The 18,990-nt window shown below is 56.4% G+C and carries 15 protein-coding genes; 1 reads left to right on the top strand and 14 read right to left on the bottom strand.

Annotated elements, in window-relative coordinates; translation table 11 throughout:
- Positions 1–29: 29 nt before the first annotated feature.
- The 6 genes from RMS03_RS05505 to RMS03_RS05480 form a co-directional block, all read right to left on the bottom strand.
- Positions 30–536 carry a tetratricopeptide repeat protein gene (locus RMS03_RS05505; RefSeq protein WP_310626124.1) on the bottom strand — a complete coding sequence of 169 codons (507 nt, stop codon included), beginning with the start codon at positions 534–536 and terminating at the stop codon, positions 30–32.
- A gap of 41 nt (positions 537–577) precedes the next feature.
- Positions 578–1,708 carry a 23S rRNA (adenine(2503)-C(2))-methyltransferase RlmN gene (gene rlmN / locus RMS03_RS05500; protein WP_310626093.1) on the bottom strand — a complete coding sequence of 377 codons (1,131 nt, stop codon included), beginning with the start codon at positions 1,706–1,708 and terminating at the stop codon, positions 578–580.
- Positions 1,709–1,751: 43 nt separating this feature from the next.
- On the bottom strand, positions 1,752–2,174 hold the full coding sequence (gene ndk / locus RMS03_RS05495) for a nucleoside-diphosphate kinase (RefSeq protein WP_310626092.1): 423 nt from the start codon (positions 2,172–2,174) through the stop codon (positions 1,752–1,754).
- Between the two features lie 125 nt (positions 2,175–2,299).
- Positions 2,300–3,688 carry a pseudouridine synthase gene (locus RMS03_RS05490; protein WP_405023505.1) on the bottom strand — a complete coding sequence of 463 codons (1,389 nt, stop codon included), beginning with the start codon at positions 3,686–3,688 and terminating at the stop codon, positions 2,300–2,302.
- Positions 3,612–4,346 carry an SMC-Scp complex subunit ScpB gene (scpB, locus tag RMS03_RS05485; protein WP_310626090.1) on the bottom strand — a complete coding sequence of 245 codons (735 nt, stop codon included), beginning with the start codon at positions 4,344–4,346 and terminating at the stop codon, positions 3,612–3,614. The genes RMS03_RS05490 and scpB overlap by 77 nt, the downstream gene beginning before the upstream one ends.
- Positions 4,347–4,501: 155 nt before the next feature.
- Complete coding sequence (locus tag RMS03_RS05480) at positions 4,502–5,494, bottom strand: RluA family pseudouridine synthase (RefSeq protein WP_310626089.1); 993 nt, start codon at positions 5,492–5,494, stop codon at positions 4,502–4,504.
- Positions 5,495–5,559: 65 nt separating this feature from the next.
- On the opposite strand from RMS03_RS05480, the gene RMS03_RS05475 reads away from it, so the two are divergent.
- Complete coding sequence (locus RMS03_RS05475) at positions 5,560–6,369, top strand: outer membrane protein assembly factor BamD (RefSeq protein WP_310626123.1); 810 nt, start codon at positions 5,560–5,562, stop codon at positions 6,367–6,369.
- On the opposite strand, the gene RMS03_RS05470 is transcribed toward RMS03_RS05475, so the two are convergent.
- From RMS03_RS05470 to RMS03_RS05435, 8 genes are all read right to left on the bottom strand, one after another.
- The gene (locus RMS03_RS05470; protein ID WP_310626088.1) at positions 6,338–8,515 is read right to left on the bottom strand and encodes an ATP-dependent DNA helicase; all 2,178 of its coding nucleotides are present in this window, start codon (positions 8,513–8,515) and stop codon (positions 6,338–6,340) included. The genes RMS03_RS05475 and RMS03_RS05470 overlap by 32 nt on opposite strands.
- Positions 8,512–9,120, bottom strand: a complete 609-nt coding sequence (locus RMS03_RS05465; RefSeq protein WP_310626087.1) for a hypothetical protein — start codon at positions 9,118–9,120, stop codon at positions 8,512–8,514. Before RMS03_RS05465 ends, RMS03_RS05470 begins: the two co-directional genes overlap by 4 nt.
- Positions 9,117–10,226 carry a cell division protein ZapE gene (gene zapE, locus RMS03_RS05460; RefSeq protein WP_310626086.1) on the bottom strand — a complete coding sequence of 370 codons (1,110 nt, stop codon included), beginning with the start codon at positions 10,224–10,226 and terminating at the stop codon, positions 9,117–9,119. Before zapE ends, RMS03_RS05465 begins: the two co-directional genes overlap by 4 nt.
- 77 nt (positions 10,227–10,303) lie before the next feature.
- Positions 10,304–11,743: a dihydrolipoyl dehydrogenase gene (lpdA, locus tag RMS03_RS05455; RefSeq protein WP_310626085.1), complete on the bottom strand. Its 1,440-nt coding sequence runs from the start codon at positions 11,741–11,743 to the stop codon at positions 10,304–10,306.
- A 13-nt stretch (positions 11,744–11,756) separates the two neighbouring features.
- Complete coding sequence (gene odhB / locus RMS03_RS05450) at positions 11,757–13,061, bottom strand: 2-oxoglutarate dehydrogenase complex dihydrolipoyllysine-residue succinyltransferase (RefSeq protein WP_310626084.1); 1,305 nt, start codon at positions 13,059–13,061, stop codon at positions 11,757–11,759.
- Between the two features lie 38 nt (positions 13,062–13,099).
- A complete protein-coding gene (locus tag RMS03_RS05445) occupies positions 13,100–15,964 on the bottom strand; it encodes a 2-oxoglutarate dehydrogenase E1 component (RefSeq protein ID WP_310626083.1) in 2,865 nt (954 codons plus the stop codon).
- 155 nt (positions 15,965–16,119) lie between these two features.
- The gene (locus RMS03_RS05440) at positions 16,120–18,015 is read right to left on the bottom strand and encodes a propionate--CoA ligase (protein WP_310626082.1); all 1,896 of its coding nucleotides are present in this window, start codon (positions 18,013–18,015) and stop codon (positions 16,120–16,122) included.
- A gap of 92 nt (positions 18,016–18,107) precedes the next feature.
- Positions 18,108–18,710: an isochorismatase family protein gene (locus RMS03_RS05435; RefSeq protein ID WP_310626081.1), complete on the bottom strand. Its 603-nt coding sequence runs from the start codon at positions 18,708–18,710 to the stop codon at positions 18,108–18,110.
- Positions 18,711–18,990: the final 280 nt, after the last annotated feature.

Raw genomic sequence — 18,990 nt, 5'->3', positions numbered from 1 at the left:
TCACACAACACCCATAGGATAAGTGGATGTCAATTATTACTTTTGGAGGCGCCTGTTTGCATCATTGCGCGATCTTTGCAAAAACGAATGGCGCCCACAGTCTTGTCGACTTGGCGGTAGCTCGCTCGAGACACCGCACGGTCAAACTGGATTTGCGCTTCATCGAAACGGTTTTGTTGGCACAAGAACCAGCCGTAGTTATGTTCTATCGCAGCCAAATCTGCCACACGCACATTGGGCCCAGAGGCTAGCTGCACCGCTTGCTCAAAACTTTGCTGCGCCAACACAGGTCGGTTATCACGCTGGTGAATCAGGCCCAGTAAGCTGTACGCATCCGCAAAATCTGGATCAATTTGCAAAGCTGCACGCACTTCTTGCTGCGCCACCTCGGTTTGACCTTGCTCGTAATAGGCACTGGCTAGACTCAGGCGACGCATGGCACGTTGGCGCGTGTGGTCTGGCTCTGCTTGTGTGAGGCGGTCGAGTCGCGCCGTCGAGGTGCTGCACGCATTCAAGCCCAGCACAATCAGGAACATACTCACGGACAAGCCCACACACAAAAGCAAACGCACCCCACTCACGACGACACCTGTGTGAGTGGAATCACGCGTTGCTTGGCCATGCGCGCGTCGACTTGGGTGCGGTCTTTCACATCGCCGGCGAGCTGGCCACAGGCGGCGTCAATGTCGTCACCGCGTGTTTTACGCACCGTGGTGATGATGCCGGCGTCACTCAGTTGCGCCGCAAAGGCTTTGACCGTGGCCGCACTCGAACGTGTGAGACCCGATGCAGGGAATGGGTTGAACGGAATCAAGTTGAACTTGCAAGGCACACCTTCGTCCTGCCCGCGTTTGGGTTTGACCAAGTCAATCAAAGCTTGCGCATGCTCGGGCTGGTCGTTGACGCCGTCCAACATGCAATATTCAAATGTGATGAAGTCGCGTGGGGCATGCGCCAAGTAACGGCGGCAAGCGTCCATCAACTCGTGCAAGGAGTATTTGCGGTTGAGCGGTACCAAGTTGTCGCGCAAAGCGTCGGTCGGTGCGTGCAGCGACACTGCCAAAGCCACTGGGCAGTCATCGCCCAAGCGGTCCATCATGGGCACCACACCCGATGTGGAGACGGTCACACGGCGACGCGACAAACCATACCCGTGGTCGTCCAACATAGAACGCAAAGCAGGGACCAAAGCGCTGTAGTTTTGCAGCGGCTCGCCCATGCCCATCATCACCACGTTGGAGATCACGCGTTCGGTGGTGTTGAACTGTTGGCGCAGCGTGTGCTCGGCAAACCACAGCTGCGACAAGATTTCACCCGTGGTGAGGTTGCGACTGAACCCCTGATGACCGGTGGAGCAAAAACGGCAGCCCACCGCGCAACCCGCTTGTGACGAGATACACAAGGTGCCTCGGTCATCTTCGGGAATGAACACGGTCTCGACGGCATTGCCGTCGCCCACGTCGAACAACCACTTGATGGTGCCGTCGGCGGAGTCGTGTCTGGAAATGGGGCGAAGCGGCTGAACCTGTGCGCAGGTTTTCAGCTTTTCACGCAGCGACTTGGCGAGATCAGACATTTGATCAAAGTCTTGTGCGCCTTTTTGGTGGATCCACCGGAACAGCTGCGTCGCGCGAAAGCGCTTCTCGCCCAAGCGCTCACAAAAAACGGCCAAACCGCCGAGATCAAAATCAAGCAGGTTGGCCGTCATTTTTTGCGTAGGCGTGGCTGCAAGCAGCGACGCCCATTGCCTCTTAGTGACCGTAAACGTTCATGCCAGCAAAGAAGAAGCTGATTTCAGCTGCTGCTGTTTCTGGACCGTCAGAACCGTGCACGGCGTTGGCATCGATGCTGTCGGCGAAGTCAGCGCGGATGGTGCCAGGTGCTGCGTCTTTAGGATTAGTCGCGCCCATCAAATCACGGTTTTTCAAAATTGCGCCTTCGCCTTCGAGCACTTGGATCATGACGGGGCCAGAGACCATGAAGTCGACCAAATCTTTGAAGAAAGGACGTGCTTTGTGCACAGCGTAAAACGCTTCAGCTTCACCGCGTGAGAGGTGAGCCATGCGAGCAGCCACCACTTTCAAGCCAGCCGCTTCAAAGCGTGCGTAGATTTGGCCAATGACGTTCTTAGCAACAGCGTCAGGCTTGATGATGGAGAGAGTGCGTTCGGTCATTTGGAGTTTCCCTGTATTGACTGTGATTGAAATTTTTGTGCGCCATGCGCGTAGCCTGCTATTTTAACCACTTGAAGGGATTTCCCTTGAGCGCGCAAGCGTTTTGCGTGCATCTTGCGTGCGATTTAGCGCCCGCCTCGGCCACGATTGCCACCCGCCCCGCCCGTGTTGCCTCCACCCGAGCGGCCGCCACCAAAACTACCGCCGGCTGAACCACCTCTGCGCGGTGCGGCACTCGATGGACGTGAGCCACCGACCAAGCCAGCTTTGAAGGCTTTTTGGCCATCTTTTTTACGTTGACGTTCCACCGCATAGCTGTCCGCACCGATGTAGCCCACGGAAGTTTGCATCGGGTCAGGTTGCGGCGCACGCTCTGGTGGCTTGCCGCCCCGTCGACGCTCGGTGCGCACCAACCGCTCGGGGCCACTGTTGCGGTCTTCAGCGATACGCGGCGTCGATGGGCGTGGGCCAATGCTGTTGCCGCGACGGCGGCTGTTGGCGCGCTCGCTGCGGTCATGGCGCGAAGGGCCACTTTGCATCGGAGCTTCTGCGCCCGCCGCCTCCATCAGAGCACGGATGTCACGCTCGCCCAGCTCCACAAAGGCTCCGCGTTTCAAGCCGCGAGGCAACACCATGGCGCCGTAGCGAATACGAATCAAACGGCTCACGGCGTGACCGACGGCTTCAAACATGCGGCGCACTTCGCGGTTGCGGCCTTCTGAAATGGTCACGCGGTACCAGCAGTTGGAACCTTCGCCACCGCCTTCTTCGATCGAGCCAAATTGCGCGGGGCCATCATCCAACTCGATGCCGGTGATGAGTTGTTCTTTTTGGTCTTTGCTCAGTTTGCCCAGCGAACGCACCGCGTATTCGCGTTGCAAACCAAAACGTGGATGCATCAGCTGATTGGCCAATTCGCCTGAGCTGGTGAACAGCAACAAGCCTTCGGTGTTCAAGTCCAAGCGACCCACAGACTGCCACTTGCCTTGGTACAGGCGCGGCAAGCGGCGAAACACCGTGGGACGGTTTTGAGGGTCATCGGTGGTCACCACTTCGCCCGCAGGCTTGTGGTAAGCAATCACGCGGGGGGGTGGCGGTGCAATGCGCACCTTGAGCTGACGGCCATTGACCTTGATTTGGTCACCAAACTGCACGCGTTGCCCCACGTGAGCCACTTCGTTGTTGACGGCCACATGGCCTTCGGCAATCAGGCGTTCCATCTCGATGCGCGAGCCCAAGCCCGATTGGGCTAAAACTTTGTGCAACTTGGGCGATTCGGGTTGTGGCAACAACACGCGTTTTTCGGGTGCGGCTTCGGCACGGATCAGTTCGGCGTCGAACTCGCCAGAGACCACGTCTTCAAAGTCAAAAGCGGTTTCGTCGTCGTTCAAAAATTCGTCGTGTGATTCGGTAGGCTGGCCACCCAGGTCGTGGTGTTTAGTGCTCATGCGTGTCATCGCCAGTTGGGGCGGGGTCTCTGGGTGAGGAAAGTTCAAAAATAGGGGCGTCGTCATGCAGCGCTGTGGAGCTTATCTCTGCCAAGTCCACATCGACCGTGGCGGCCGCTTCACCTTCGGCAGACTCGGATGACTCAAGCACCATGTTGAGTTGCAGCGACGGGTCGTCTTCACCCAAACGGGCAAAAGCATTGGCTTGCGCTTGGGCGCTGTCAAACACAGGCAGTTGATCAAGCGAAGCCAGACCCAAATCGTCCAAGAATTGACGGGTGGTGGCGTACAAAGACGGACGTCCTACCGTCTCGCGGTGACCAATCACCTCCACCCAACCACGGTCCTCCAATTGCTTGAGCACCAAAGAGTTGATCGTCACGCCACGCACATCCTCCATGTCGCCACGCGTCACGGGTTGGCGGTAGGCGACGATGGCCAAGGTCTCCATCACCGCGCGGGAGTACTTGGGTGGCTTCTCGGGGTTCAAACGGTCTAAAAACTCACGCATCTCTGGGCGACTTTGAAAGCGCCAACCCGTAGCTACTTGCACCAGTTCTACACCGCGCTGTGCCCAGTCGAGTTGCAACTCTTCCAGCAAAGTGCGAATCGTGTCTGCGCCTAACGCGTCAGAGAACAGCACACGCAAATCGCGAATCTGAATCGGTTGGTGCGAACAAATCAGAGCGGTCTCAAGTACGCGCTTGGCATCCACGGTGTTCATCGTGAGAGTTCCGGGTCAAGGTTCGAGGAAATGGCCTACGAAAATTCATCTCGAGGCTGGTAAGGGCAATGCGGGGCACCGCCAAAGTCAGAGCCAAAGGGCTCACCGCTTTCACAAGCGTGAGCACAGATTGTAGCGGAGGTGGCTTGAAAGACCTATTCGGGGCGCTTGAGGTTTAAACCGGCCAGTAAATTGACCATGTCGTTAGGCAACGGCGCTTCAAACTTGAGCAGTTCGCCCGTGATGGGATGGTCAAAGCTCAGGCGGAAGGCGTGCAAGGCTTGGCGGTCAATGCCCAGCGTCATAGGGCCCGCGTAGAGCGAATCGCCCACCAACGGGTGCCCAAAGTGCGCCATGTGGACACGAATTTGATGGGTCCGGCCTGTGTGCAAAGTGCATTGCACCAAGCAGGCTTCTTCTTGGCTGCTCAGGCATTCAAAGGTGGTGTGAGCTTCTTTGCCAGGCAAGCGCTCTAAGTCGACTACGGCCATGCGCAAGCGGTTGCGGTAGTCGCGACCAATGGCAGCAACGACATCGCGGACGGGACCGCCGTTCCATTTACGGTAGGCGACGGCCAAGTATTCGCGATGGACGTGACGCCCAGCAATCATGGCGACCAAGGCGTCCATGGCGCGGCGGGTTCGCGCCACGATCATCAAGCCACTGGTATCTTTGTCTAAGCGATGCACGATGCCTGCACGCGGCAGCATCACGGCTTGCGGGTCTAAGGCCAGTAAGCCGTTGAGCAAGGTGCCGCTCCAGTTGCCAGGCGCTGGATGGACAACCAAGCCTGCGGGTTTGAAGATGACACGCAGGTCTTCATCTTCGTGAATGACATGCAGCGGGATGTCTTCTGGCTTGAAGGCTTGGCTTTGGGGTGTGGGCTTCAAGATGAGTTGGTAACGCTCACCCATGCGTACCTTGGCAGAGGCTTTGGTCATCACGCGCGCAAGGGGTTGCAAACAAGACACACAGCCTTCGCTGAGCAACTGCTGCGAGTAGCTGCGCGAAAACTCGGGCAGCAACACGGCCAAGGCACGGTCAAGGCGCTCACCATGCAGCTCAGCCGGAATCGCAAGTTCGCGTGCTTCTACTTCTGGGCCGTCGATGAGATCGATATGTTCATCAAGTAAAACATCTTCCGACATAGCGGTTGGAGATGACGGCTGTGCCGATAGAATAGTTTGACTTTGCTTCAAGAGGTTGACCTGTGGTGTTACGACTTAAATTATCGACGGTATGGATGGCTCTGGGCCTGACCATCACTCTTCTTTTCACAGGATGCGCCGACAGTAACTACGATCCAACCAAAGATTGGAGCATTGACAAGCTCTACAACGAAGCCAAAGATGAAATGACTGCTGGCGCTTATGACAAAGCGATTGGCATGTACGAAAAACTCGAAGGGCGCGCCGCAGGTACCTTATTAGCACAACAAGCTCAGCTCGACAAAGCTTGGGCACAGTACAAAACCAACGAGCCTGTGCAAGCCGTGGCAACGTTGGATCGTTTCATCAAACTGAATCCTGCCAGCCCTGCGCTGGACTACGCGCTGTACTTAAAGGGACTGGTGAACTTCAACGACAACTTGGGGCTGTTTTCATCTTGGACGGACCAAGATTTGGCTGAGCGTGACCCCAAGCAAGCCAAAGAATCGTTTGAAGCGTTCCGCGAGTTGCTGATTCGTTTTCCTGATTCCAAATATTCGGTTGATGCACGTTTGCGTATGGCGTTTATCAAGAACTCACTGGCCCGTTCAGATGTGCATGTGGCGCGGTTTTACTACCAGCGCGGTGCGTATGTGGCCGCGATCAATCGCGCACAAACTACGGTACAAGAGTACCGCGATGTGCCGGCCGTGGAAGAAGCTTTGTTCATCATGGTCCAGTCCTATGACAAATTGGGCTTGAACCAATTGCGCGATGACACCAAGCGCGTCTTGGAAACAAGCTATCCCAACACCGTGTTCTTGTACCCTGAGCGCTTGGCGGCTAAAAAGTCGTGGTGGAAGTTTTGGCAATAAGGTCTTGGCTGAGCGCCTCTAGCGCCTGTGCCAAGTCGTCATGGCTTTGCAGGGGCCGCATAGGCGGCAATGCAGCAATCAGGCGGCGACCATAACCAGTGGTCACCAAGCGGTTGTCACACAAGACCAAGATCCCTTGATCTGACTCGGTGCGAATCAATCGCCCCGCACCTTGCTTCAAAGCCACCACCGCTTCTGGCACAAAGTATTCATTGAATGAGCTACGCCCTTGAGCTTCTAAACGTTTGCTGCGGGCCTCGACCAAGGGGTCATGCGGCGGCGGGAAAGGCAGCTTGTCAATGATGACCAGTTGCAGCGCATCACCCGGCACATCAAAGCCTTCCCAAAAGGTGGCCGAAGCAACCAACACACAGCCGCTCTCACCGGCTTTGGTGCCCTCACGAAAGCGCTCCATCAAATGGCGTTTGGGCCACTCACCTTGCACCAGCACCTCGATGCCTGTGCCGTCAAGCTGCTGCTTCATCACATCGCCAATGGCACGCAAAGCACGCAAGGTGGTGGTGAGTACCAAAGTACGGCCACCGAGGCGGCGTACCGCATCGCTGGCAATCGCGGCCACTTGTGCGCTGTGCGCGGGGTCATTTGGACGCACGATGTCGCGTGGCACATAAAGGCCCGCTTGCGTGGGGTAATCGAAGGGGCTGCTGACGCGCAAGATGGTGGCGGACTCTAAGCCGCAAGGCTCGGTGAACCAACGCAAACGTGGATCATCCCCCAAGGTGGCCGAGGTGAAGACCCAGCTACGCGGGCGTGTGTCTTCGACAGGGCGAATGACCATAGCGCTGTCAAAAGGGGCCCCGTCTAGGCGATGGTCGTGTTCGTGGGAGTCGTCTTGCGTTGCAAACGTTTCTTGCAACAAAGGCTCGTCATGCCAAGGCGGGGGGGCGTCTGACGTGTCTTCTGGCGATGCCAACGGACTTTGTTTCATCAACCGTTCGCGCACGGTTTGGGCAATGTCTAAGGGGGCTTGCATCAAACGCATTTGCGAGGCGCTGACGTCGACCCAACGCACCGCATCAGGGGCGCACGGATTTAAAAAAGCATCCACACGCTGAGCGATTTCACCCACACGGTCATGCAGGCGCATGAAATCGGGGGCGATCTCGCTCACCGTATCGAGCGCTTGCAGGGCTTGCACACAGGCGGCGCCGACGTCTTGCAACGACTGCTCCCACACGCCGAGGTGAATGCCTTCTGGAGCTTCCTGCGTCCAACGCAGTTTGACCGCACCAGGACGCTTGCCGCCAATGAGCCGCAGTTCGCGTGCGGCGCGCTCCAAACCTGCGCACACGCCTTGCCAATCCGCCAAGCCACGTGCCAACTGCAAACCGGTGGCGAGCATGTCGCGCGTCACGTCCAGCAACTGAGCCGTGCCGAGTTGATGGCCCAAGAAGTTGACACCCGTTTCGTTGAGCTGATGGGCTTCGTCAAAGATCACCACCCGTACGCTGGGCAACAACTCGGCCATGCCAGTTTCACGCACCGCCATATCGGCAAAAAACAAATGGTGATTAATGACCACCACATCAGCACCGAGCGCCTCACGACGTGCGGCGTTGACGTGACATGTTTTGAATTTGGGGCATTGAGAGCCCAAACAGTTTTCACGGTTGGAGGTGATGAGTGGAATCAAGGGCGATCGCTCATCCAAGCCAGGCAACTCTGCCAAGTCGCCCGTGCGGGTGCTGAGGGACCAAGTTTCCACACGCGACAACAAGTGCGTGGTATGGCGGTCGGGCATGCTGGTGTCGCGTCGCGCCATCTCTAGGCGATGCGTACACAGGTAGCTCGATCGACCTTTGAGCAAAGCCAAACGCACGGGTAAGTTGAGTGCTTGCACCAAACGTGGCAAATCACGGGCAAAGAGCTGGTCTTGCAAAGCTTTGGTGGCCGTCGAAAGCAACACGCGTTCACCACTCAACAGCGCGGGTACGAGGTAGGCAAAAGTCTTGCCCACGCCTGTGCCCGCCTCCACCACCAAACTGCCCCCGTGTGCAACTACATCAGCGACGGCTAAGGCCATGTCGGTTTGCCCTTGGCGGGGGCTGAAGTGATCGGTGGCACGGGCCAAAACACCGAGGGGTGCAAAGGCCTCTTGCACCAAGTCACGCAAGGGGTGGGTCATTGGCTGGGCACAGGCAGTGGCGCTGCGGGCTCTTTGTTGCGTTCACGTAATTTTTTTTCGGCATCGACCCGACGCTGTGCCGCTTCGCGTTGTTTTTGCTCATACTCGCCGCGTTTGGTGCCTTGCAAGGCATGGTCGATTTGTTTTTGTGCGTTGACGTCAGTTCGCTCTTTGGCGGCGGCGATGGCAGCGGCACGCTCGGCCTCAGCTTTTTTGCGCTCGGCTTCGCTATTGCGTTCAGCCAGGCTACGAATGGCTTCATCACCTTGAATTTGACGCTCTATGGCGTTGAAATGCAGCTCCTCTTTGCGCAGCGCTGCATTGGCTTGAATGCGTCGATCACGCGCTTGAAGGCGACAACTGTTGACATCAAAATTTTGATAACACTGCTTCATCTCTTGCCGGTATTGATCATCGAGTTGTTGGCGTCGGCGCGACAAATCGGCACTTTTGAAATTGCGTTCATCCTCGGAAGGAAAAGCTGCAGCACTTTGGTTGGCTGCCACCACGGGTGCTGACGCTGACAAAACCGCATCCACCGACGGCTGCGCCAGTGCAACAGCTGTAACAACACAGAGCAGCCAAGACAAGCCTATTTTTTTCATATCAGCGAGGTGTCCACGGTGCGGCGCTCTAGCGCCAAAAACTCAGCCGATTGCATCTCGTTCAAACGCGACACAGTGCGCGGGAACTCATGCGCGATCGGACCTTCGGTGTACAACTCTTCAGGTGGCACAGCAGCGGACAGCATCAGCTTGACACGGCGGTCGTACAACACATCAACCAGCCAAGTGAAGCGCCGCGCTTCAGCCGCTTTGTTGACCGGCATGTGGGGCACATCGCTGAGCAAAACGGTGTGAAACTGACTGGCGATTTCAAGGTAATCGTTTTGGGAACGTGGCCCACCACACAAGTCTTTGAAATCAAACCACACCACCCCACCGGCGCGGCGACGGGTTTTGATTTGACGGGCTTCGATGTGCAATAGCGGCTCTTCGTCTTGACACTCCGCCAAGCGGTTGAAGGCATCCGTCATGGCCGCATCGGCCTTCTCACCTAAGGGGCGCAAATACAGATCGACCTGCTCTAAGGTGCGGCGACGGTAATCCGTACCGTTGTCCACGTTGATGATTTCCAACTCTTTGTTCAGCAACGCAATCGCAGGCATGATGCGGTCGCGGTGCATGCCACCCGGATACAAATCATCGGGCTTAAAGTTAGACGTGGTGACAAAGCCCACACCGTTGTCAAATAAGGCGTCGAGCAAGCGATGCAAGATCATCGCGTCCGTGATGTCGGCCACATGAAACTCATCAAAGCAAATGAGCTTGTAGCGCTTGGACATTTGTTTGCCCAACACATCGAGTGGATTGACCGTGCCTTGCAACTCACGCAATTCACGGTGTACTTCGCGCATGAACTCATGGAAGTGCAAACGCGTTTTGCGTTGAATGGGGACTGCCGAAAAAAAGCAATCCATCAAAAAACTTTTGCCCCGTCCCACGCCACCATACATGTAAACGCCACGCGGAATCGCAGGACGGTTAACCAACTTTTTCAACGAGTTCGAACGCTTCTCTTTGTAAGCGACCCACTCGGTCGCGCAACGCTCAAGCGCATCAATCGCGCGCAGTTGCGCAGGGTCGCTTTGAAAGCCTCGAAGCTCGAGTTCTTGGAAGTAATTTTGGTGAACGGACTGATGGTCTGGCATAGGCCTCTATTGTGCCTTGCCCATAAAAAAAGCCCGCTGTCGCCAGCAGGCTTTGAGACGCAAGTTTTTGAAGTTTTTTAGAAGTTCAACGTGCGTTTGTCCACCGCCAACGCCGCTTCTTTGGTCGCTTCGCTCAACGAAGGATGCGCGTGGCAAATACGCGCGATGTCTTCCGCAGAAGCTTTGAACTCCATCGCCACCACGGCCTCCGAGATCAACTCAGACACCTGCGGGCCCACCATGTGCACGCCCAAGATTTCGTCGGTCGTGGCGTCAGCCAAGAACTTCACCATCCCTGTGGTATCGCCCAAAGCGCGGGCCCGTCCGTTCGCGAGAAACGGGAAGGTGCCTGCTTTGTACGCCACGCCCTCGGCCTTGAGTTGCTGCTCGGTGCGGCCCACCCAAGCGATTTCGGGGCTGGTGTAGATAACCCAAGGGATGGTGTTGAAGTTGACGTGACCGTGTTGGCCCGCCATGCGCTCGGCCACTGCCACGCCCTCTTCTTCGGCTTTGTGCGCGAGCATGGGGCCACGCACCACGTCACCCACCGCCCACACGCCGGAGACGTTGGTTTTGCACTCACCGTCCACCACGATGCAGCCGCGCTCGTCGAGTTGCAAGCCAATGGCTTCGGCATTCAGGCCCGTGGTGTTAGGCACGCGACCGATGGACACGATGAGCTTGTCAGCATCCAACACAATGGCTTCGCCTTTGGCGTTGGTGTAGTTGACGGTGACGCCCTTCTTGCCGTTGACGATCTCGCCGACTTTCACGCCGAGTTCGATCTTTAAGCCTTGTTTGTCGAATGCTTTCTTGGCTTCTTTGGCGATTTGCTCGTCCACAGCGCCGAGGAAGGTGGGCAGACCTTCGAGGATGGTCACATCAGCGCCGAGACGACGCCAGACAGAGCCCATCTCCAAACCGATCACGCCAGAACCAATCAAAGCCAGTTTCTTAGGCACTGCGCCACCAACTTTCCCGATTTGCAAAGCGCCGTCGTTGGACAGCACATTCACTTCGTCAAACGGTGTACCGGGCAAAGCGCGGGCGTTAGAGCCCGTGGCAATGATGACTTGCTTGGCCGTGATGGCTTCTTGGGTTTTGCCAGCGACGTGGATGATGTAGCCGCCTTCAGCCTTGCCAGCAAAGCTGCCGCGACCGTGAAAAAACGTGACCTTGTTTTTCTTGAACAAGTAAAGAATACCGTCGTTGTTTTGCTTCACGACGTTGTCCTTGCGGGCAATCATCTTGGCCACATCCATCTTCACATCCTTGACAGTGATGCCGTGGTCTGCGAAGTGGTGGTTGGCCTGCTCAAAGTGCTCGCTGGACTGCAACAAAGCCTTAGAGGGAATGCAACCCACGTTGGTACACGTGCCACCGGGCGCTGGGCCACCGGCTGCGTTTTTCCACTCGTCGATACAAGCGACTTGGAAACCGAGTTGTGCAGCACGAATCGCTGCGATGTAGCCACCGGGGCCACCACCAATGACGACGACGTCGAATTGTTTAGACATGTGAATCCTTCAATCAGATATCAAACAACAGACGCGCTGGATCTTCCAGTGCTTCCTTCATGGCGACCAGGCCCAGCACAGCTTCGCGGCCGTCGATGATGCGGTGGTCATACGACATCGCAAAGTAGTTCATGGGGCGAACCACGACTTGGCCGTTTTCCACCATGGCGCGGTCTTTGGTGGCGTGTACGCCAAGAATCGCAGACTGAGGTGGGTTGATGATCGGGGTGGACATCATGGAGCCGAAGGTGCCGCCGTTGGAGATAGAGAAAGTACCGCCCGTCATCTCTTCGATGCCCAATTTGCCGTCACGTGCTTTCACGCCGAATTCGGCAATCTTCTTCTCGATGTCGGCAAAGCTCATTTGGTCGGCGTTGCGCAAAATGGGCACCACCAAACCGCGTGGTGAACCCACGGCGATACCGATGTCGAAGTAGCCGTGGTAGACGATGTCGTTGCCGTCCACCGAAGCGTTCAGCACGGGGAACTTTTTCAAGGCGTGCACGGCCGCTTTGACGAAGAAGCTCATGAAGCCCAGCTTGACGCCGTGTTCCTTCTCGAAACGCTCTTGCATGCGCTTGCGCATGTCCATGACCGGCGCCATGTTGATTTCGTTGAAGGTGGTCAGAATAGCGTTGGTCGATTGCGATTGCAACAAACGCTCGGCCACGCGGGCACGCAGACGTGTCATGGAAACGCGCTGCTCTGGACGCTCACCCAAGTTCACAGTAGGTGCAGCTACTTGGGGCAATGCTTTTGTGGGTGCGCCTGTAGGAATGGCAGCGGCAGTGGACTGCACGCCACCAGCCACGGCAGAACCAGAAGCGCCGCCTTGCACGGCTGAACCAGAAGCGCCACCTTGCACGGCGGCGAGCACATCACCTTTGGTGACGCGACCGTCTTTGCCTGTGCCAGCCACAGAGCCAGCGGCTAAATTGTTGTCTGCCATGAGCTTGGCAGCGGCGGGCATGGCCACGCCCGCTTTGCTGCTGGATGCAGCGGCGGCAGCAGGCGCGATTGCTGCGGGAGTAGAGGCAACAGGAGCCGCTGCTGCGGGCGCAGCAGCACCCACTTTGCCCTCGGTATCGATACGAGCAATGAGCTGCTCAGCAGCAACTGTGCCGCCATCGCCAACCAAGATTTCGCACAACACACCAGCAGCAGGTGCGGGCACTTCGAGCACGACTTTGTCGGTCTCGATGTCGATCAAGATTTCGTCAGCCGCCACCGACTCGCCGACTTTCTTTTTCCATTGCAGCATGGTGGCTTCGGCCACGGATTCGGACAGCTGTGGAACTTTAACTTCTACGATTGCCATATCAATTCTTTCTGTATTGGGTGTTTCGATTCAACGATTTATTTGGTCAGCACGAAGCCTTTGATCTTGCCGAATGCACCTTCGACCAGCGACTTTTGCTGCTCTTGGTGCAAATGTGAGTAACCCACGGCAGGCGACGCAGAAGCGGCGCGACCCGAGTAGCCGAGCTTTTGGCCAGGCAACATGTTTTCGTGGATGTAGTGCTGCACGAAGAACCATGCGCCTTGGTTTTGTGGCTCGTCTTGCGTCCACACCAATTCGGTGGCGTTCGGGTACTTCTTGAGTTCAGCAGCGAAGGCTTTGTGTGGGAATGGGTAGAGCTGCTCGGCGCGCAAAATCGCCACATCGTCGGCACCCAACTCTTCACGCTTTTTGACCAAGTCGTAGTAGACCTTGCCTGAGCACACCAACAAGCGTTTGACCTTGTCAGCCTTGAGCGCTTTGTTCTCAGGAATGACCGTTTGGAACGAACCCTTGGTGAATTCAGACACAGGCGATGTCGCATCTTTGTTACGCAACAAGGACTTGGGTGTGAAGATGATCAATGGCTTGCGCAAGTCACGCACCATTTGACGACGCAACACGTGGAAGATCTGGCTGGCCGTGGTGGGCTGCACGATTTGCATGTTGGTGTCAGCGGCCAATTGCATGAAGCGCTCTAGGCGTGCCGAGCTGTGCTCTGGGCCTTGGCCTTCGTAGCCGTGTGGCAGCATCAAGGTCAAGCCGTTCACACGACCCCACTTCACTTCGCCAGAGGCAATGAACTGGTCAATCACCACTTGGGCGCCGTTGGCGAAGTCACCGAACTGGGCTTCCCAAATCACCATGGTGTTGGGATCGTTGGAGGCATAGCCGTACTCAAAACCAAGCACCGCTTCTTCCGACAAGATCGAGTCGATCACGATGAATGGCGCTTGGTTTTCAGTCACGTTTTGCAAGGCAACATACGTACCAGTGTCCCACTTTTCACGCTTTTGATCGTGAATCACCGCATGGCGGTGTGTGAAAGTGCCACGGCCGCAGTCTTCACCCGACAAACGCACGGGGTAGCCACTGGCTACCAAGGATGCGAACGCCATGTGCTCGCCCATACCCCAGTCCACAGGGATGTCGCCACGGCCCATCGCAGCACGGTCGTCGTACACCTTCTTCACCAACTGATGTGGTGTAACGGAGGCTGGGATGGTGGTGATTTTCTCGGCCAAGCGCTTCCACTCGGTCATGGGAATGGCGGTTTCGCCTGCATCTGTCCACTTCTTGCCCATGAAGGGTGACCAGTCCACGGTGAACTTGGTTTTGAAGTTGGTCAGCACGGGATCATCGGTGTGCTTGCCCGCATCCAAAGCGGCGCGGTAGGCCTTGACCATGTCGTCGCCCAAAGTCTCGCCCAAGCCTTGAGTGGACAACTTGTCGGCGAACAGCTTGCGGGTGCCAGGGTGTGAAGCGATTTTTTTGTACATCAGCGGCTGGGTCAGCGCTGGCGTGTCTTGCTCGTTGTGGCCGAGTTTGCGGAAACACACGATATCGAGCACCACGTCTTTGCGGAACGTCATGCGATATTCGAGGGCCAACTGGGTGGCCAACACCACGGCTTCTGGATCATCCCCGTTGACGTGCAGCACCGGTGCTTCGACCATCTTGACGATGTCGGTACAAAACACGCTGGAGCGCATATCGCGTGGGTCCGAGGTGGTGAAACCGATTTGGTTATTCACAATGATGTGGACCGTGCCACCTGTGGTGTAACCACGGGTCTGAGCCAAGGCCAAAGTTTCTTGGTTCACACCTTGACCGCCGAAAGCGGAGTCACCGTGGACCAACACAGGCAACACTTGGCCGCCTGTGGGGTCAGCGCGGCGGTCCATGCGGGCGCGCACAGAGCCTTCGACCACGGGGTTGACGATTTCCAAGTGCGAGGGGTTGAACGCGAGCGACAGGTGAACGGGGCCACCCACGGTTGACACGTCAGAGCTGAAGCCTTGGTGGTATTTGACGTCACCGGCTGGCAGTTCTTCGGGTGCGGTGTGGTCAAACTCTGCGAACAAGTCGACGGGCAACTTGCGCATGGTGTTGACCAAGACGTTGAGACGCCCACGGTGGGCCATGCCAATCACAACTTCTTGCACCCCTTTGAGGCCGGCTTGTTGAATCAGCTCGTCCATGGCTGCAATGAAGCTTTCGCCACCTTCAAGTGAGAAACGCTTTTGGCCCACGTATTTGGTGTGCAGGTAGCGCTCCAAGCCTTCAGCCGCAGTCAAGCGCTCAAGAATGGCTTTCTTTTTGTCGGAGTTGAAATTGGGTTTGCTGCGAATGCTCTCCAGCTTCTCTTGCCACCAGCGCTTTTCAGCTTGCTCAGAGGTGTACATGTACTCGGCGCCCAAGGTGCCGCAGTAGGTTTCACGCAGTGCGTTGAGCAACTCGCGCAAGGACATGTTGTTCTTGCCGAAGAAGGTATTGCTGGTGTCGAACACGGTTTCTTGGTCGGCATCGGTGAAGCCGTAGAACGCAGGGTCGAGGTCAGGAATATGAGGACGCTCTGTGCGCTTGAGTGGATCGAGATCAGCCCAGCGTTGGCCAACGTTGCGGTAAGCGGCAATGAGTTGCTGCGCAGCGGTGCGCTTGCGACCCATCTCAGCGTTTTCGCTGGCCATGACGACTTTGGTGCCGCCGGCCTTGGCGCGTTCTGCGAAGGCATTGATCACGGGCAAGTGCGGCACGTCTTTGGCATTCGAACCATCCACGGCAGGCACGTGTTGCAGGGCATCAAAGTATTCGCGCCACGAATCGGGCACGCTACCAGGGTTGGCTAAATAGTTTTCGTACATCTCTTCGACATAAGGGGTGTTGCCCCCGAAGAGATGGGTATTGCCTGAATAGGCTTGATAGACGGTTGTCTCACTCATTTGCGCTGACCTCCGTTCCCCTGCGGGAAACATTAGTTGGTTGGAAAAAAACCTCTGCGACACGGCTGGACCGGTTAGCAGATGCGACTTTGGTCAGGATTGACCCAAGCAACACCCAAGATTGTGCCACCGAAAACTCAGCCGAACGCGCCAAATCAAACGATTTGGTCTTTGATTTGTTGCAAAGCGGTGGGGTCGTCGATGGTGGTCAAGTCACCGGGGTCACGCTTTTCACACACGGCTTGGATGGCACGGCGCAGCAATTTACCGCTGCGGGTCTTGGGCAAGGAGCTCACAAAAATCACGCGAGCAGGACGCGCCACAGCGCCGAGCTGGTTGTCCACCACTTTCATGACTTCGGCTTCTAAGGTTTTGCGCGCCGCGTCATCGGTCAAACCAGACGTGTCTTTGGCGATGGCAAACGCCATAGCGACTTGCCCCTTGAGTTGATCGGCCACACCGACCACCGCCACCTCTGCGATGTTGGGGTGGCTGGAGATGCTCTCCTCGATTTCGCGGGTGCCCAAGCGGTGGCCTGCGACGTTGATCACGTCGTCGGTGCGGCCCAAGATGAAGTAGTAACCGTCTTCGTCGCGCACCGCCCAGTCGAAGGTGCTGTAGACCAGTTTGTTGGGCACGGTGTTCCAGTAGGTGCTAACAAAACGCTTGTCGTCGCCCCAAATGGTTTGCAAGTTGCCGGGTGGCAATGGACCTTCGATGGTGAGCACACCTTTTTGGTTGGCACCTGTCAATTCTTCCCCTGTTTGGTCATCCACCAGCTTGACGTTGTAGCCATACACCGCTTTACCAGGTGAGCCAAACTTGCTCGGGGCTTTTTCGACACCGTTGCAAATCGTCAAGATAGGCCAGCCCGTTTCGGTCTGCCAGTAGTTGTCGAGGATGGCTTTGCCGTTTAGGCCTTCAGAAATCCACTTGGCCGTGGGCTCGTCCAAAGGCTCGCCCGCCAAGAACAAGGCTTGCAAGCTGGATAAGTCGTACTTGGTCAACAAAGAAGGGTCTTGTTTTTTGAGCACACGAATCGCCGTGGGTGCGCTGAACATGACGTTGACTTTGTACTTCTCGACCAAACTCCACCAAATGCCGCCGTCTGGGCGAATGGGTAAGCCTTCATACATGATGGTGGCCATGCCACCGATCAACGGGCCGTAAATGATGTAGCTGTGGCCCACCACCCAACCGATGTCGCTGGTGCAAAAGAACGTACCGCCTGGTTTTCCTTGATAGATGTGTGGAATGCTGGCAGCCAAAGCCACGGTGTAGCCGCCCGTGTCGCGTTGTACGCCCTTGGGTTTGCCCGTGGTCCCCGATGTGTAAAGCGTGTAGCTGGGGTGCGTGGATTCGACCCATTCGCAAGGCACGGGTGTATCCATGTGCTTGGCGCGTTCGGTGGCGTAATCCACATCGCGACCCACCAAGGGTGTGAATGCCGCCAACTTGCGGTCCACCATGATGACGTTGTTTGGTTTGTAAGCGGACAGCTTGATGGCTTCATCCAGCAATGGCTTGTAAGGTACGCCCTTGCCGCCGCGTGAGCCAGCGTCTGCGCTGACGATGACTTTGGGGGATGCATCTTCAATGCGTGTCGCCAGCGAGTGCGATGCAAAGCCACCAAACACCACCGAATGGATCGCCCCCAAACGCGCACAGGCCAACATGGCAAACGCCGCTTCAGCAATCATGGGCATGTAAATCAAGACGCGATCACCTTTGACCACGCCCAAGTCTTTCAAGATAGCAGCCATGCGCTGCACTTCGGCATGCAGTTCGCGAAAGCTGTAGGTGTGCTCTTGATTGGTTTCGGTGGAAACGAAGATCAAAGCCGCCTGTTCAGCGCGGTCCTTGAGGTGACGGTCCACCGCGTTGTGACACAAGTTGGTTTTGCCACCGACAAACCACTTGGCAAAAGGTGGGTTGCTGTAATCGCAGATGTATTGTGGCTGGGTCTGCCAGTCCACCAATTTGGCCTGCTCAGACCAAAAAGCGTCGCGGTCCTCAACGGAACGGCGGTGAAAATCTGCGTACGCAACCATCGACTTCTCCTAAAAATGAATTTGTACTGGATTCATAATTATGAGAAGCGTGGACTTGCAACAAGCTGACTTTTTAGGTGGATGAATACCCTTTATTTGAGCAAGGCGTGAATTTCTTTGAAGGGATCAGCGTCGGCAGAGCGCAGCCATTCAAACAACACCATCTCGGTCGTCACCAGTTCGGCACCAGCCCCTGCGAGACGGTCAAATGCGGCATCGCGGTTACGCTCGGTGCGTGAACCACAGGCATCGGTCACCACCCACACCGAATACTCTTCTTCCAGCAAATCCAAAGCCGTTTGCAGCAAACAAACATGGGCCTCACAGCCTGCAATGACGATGCTTTGGCGCGTGGGCTCTTGCGGCACTGCTTTTTGCAAATGCTTGGGCAAGCTGCGGGCATTGCCAGATGGCGCACGTGCAGCTGGGCGCAGCAACTCGCTCAGGCCAGCGGCACAAGCGCTGAAGCTCATCTTGGCCAAGGTATGGCGGCACAAAGCGCGTAACTCGGCGGGGTTTTGCCCCAGCTTGTCGGGGTTTTGCTCGGTGCCGTAAGTCGGCACCTCCATCCAGTGGGCGGCTTGGGCCAAACGCATGGCGTTGGCCAACACCAGATCAGCCTCGAAAATCACGGGCATCAAGCGTGCTTGGTAGTCCACCAGCACGAGCTGGGATTCTTGGTCGTCGAGCAACATGCTTAATTACATAGGTTTGAAGAAGGCCCTAAGTATCGACGATGGCTCATTCAAAGCCATTCCAACATCAGCGCCTAGGAGTAACCTCAATCAAATCAACGACTTACCTTCTTTACTTGATAAGTCTTAATATCAAAAACAGCTAGGGAACATCTGCATAACCTTCTTGTAAACCCTGACAGCGTGAACGCCATAGACTGCGTTGAATACACATGAAACAAACCAGCCTATCGATCAGCGGCTTTGAGCTGCAAAGTAAACGCACACGTCGACGAGAGTT

Source organism: Limnohabitans sp., from assembly GCF_031538885.1.
In the GTDB taxonomy this organism is placed as follows: domain Bacteria; phylum Pseudomonadota; class Gammaproteobacteria; order Burkholderiales; family Burkholderiaceae_C; genus Limnohabitans.
This window is presented reverse-complemented; position numbering and strand designations above follow the sequence as displayed.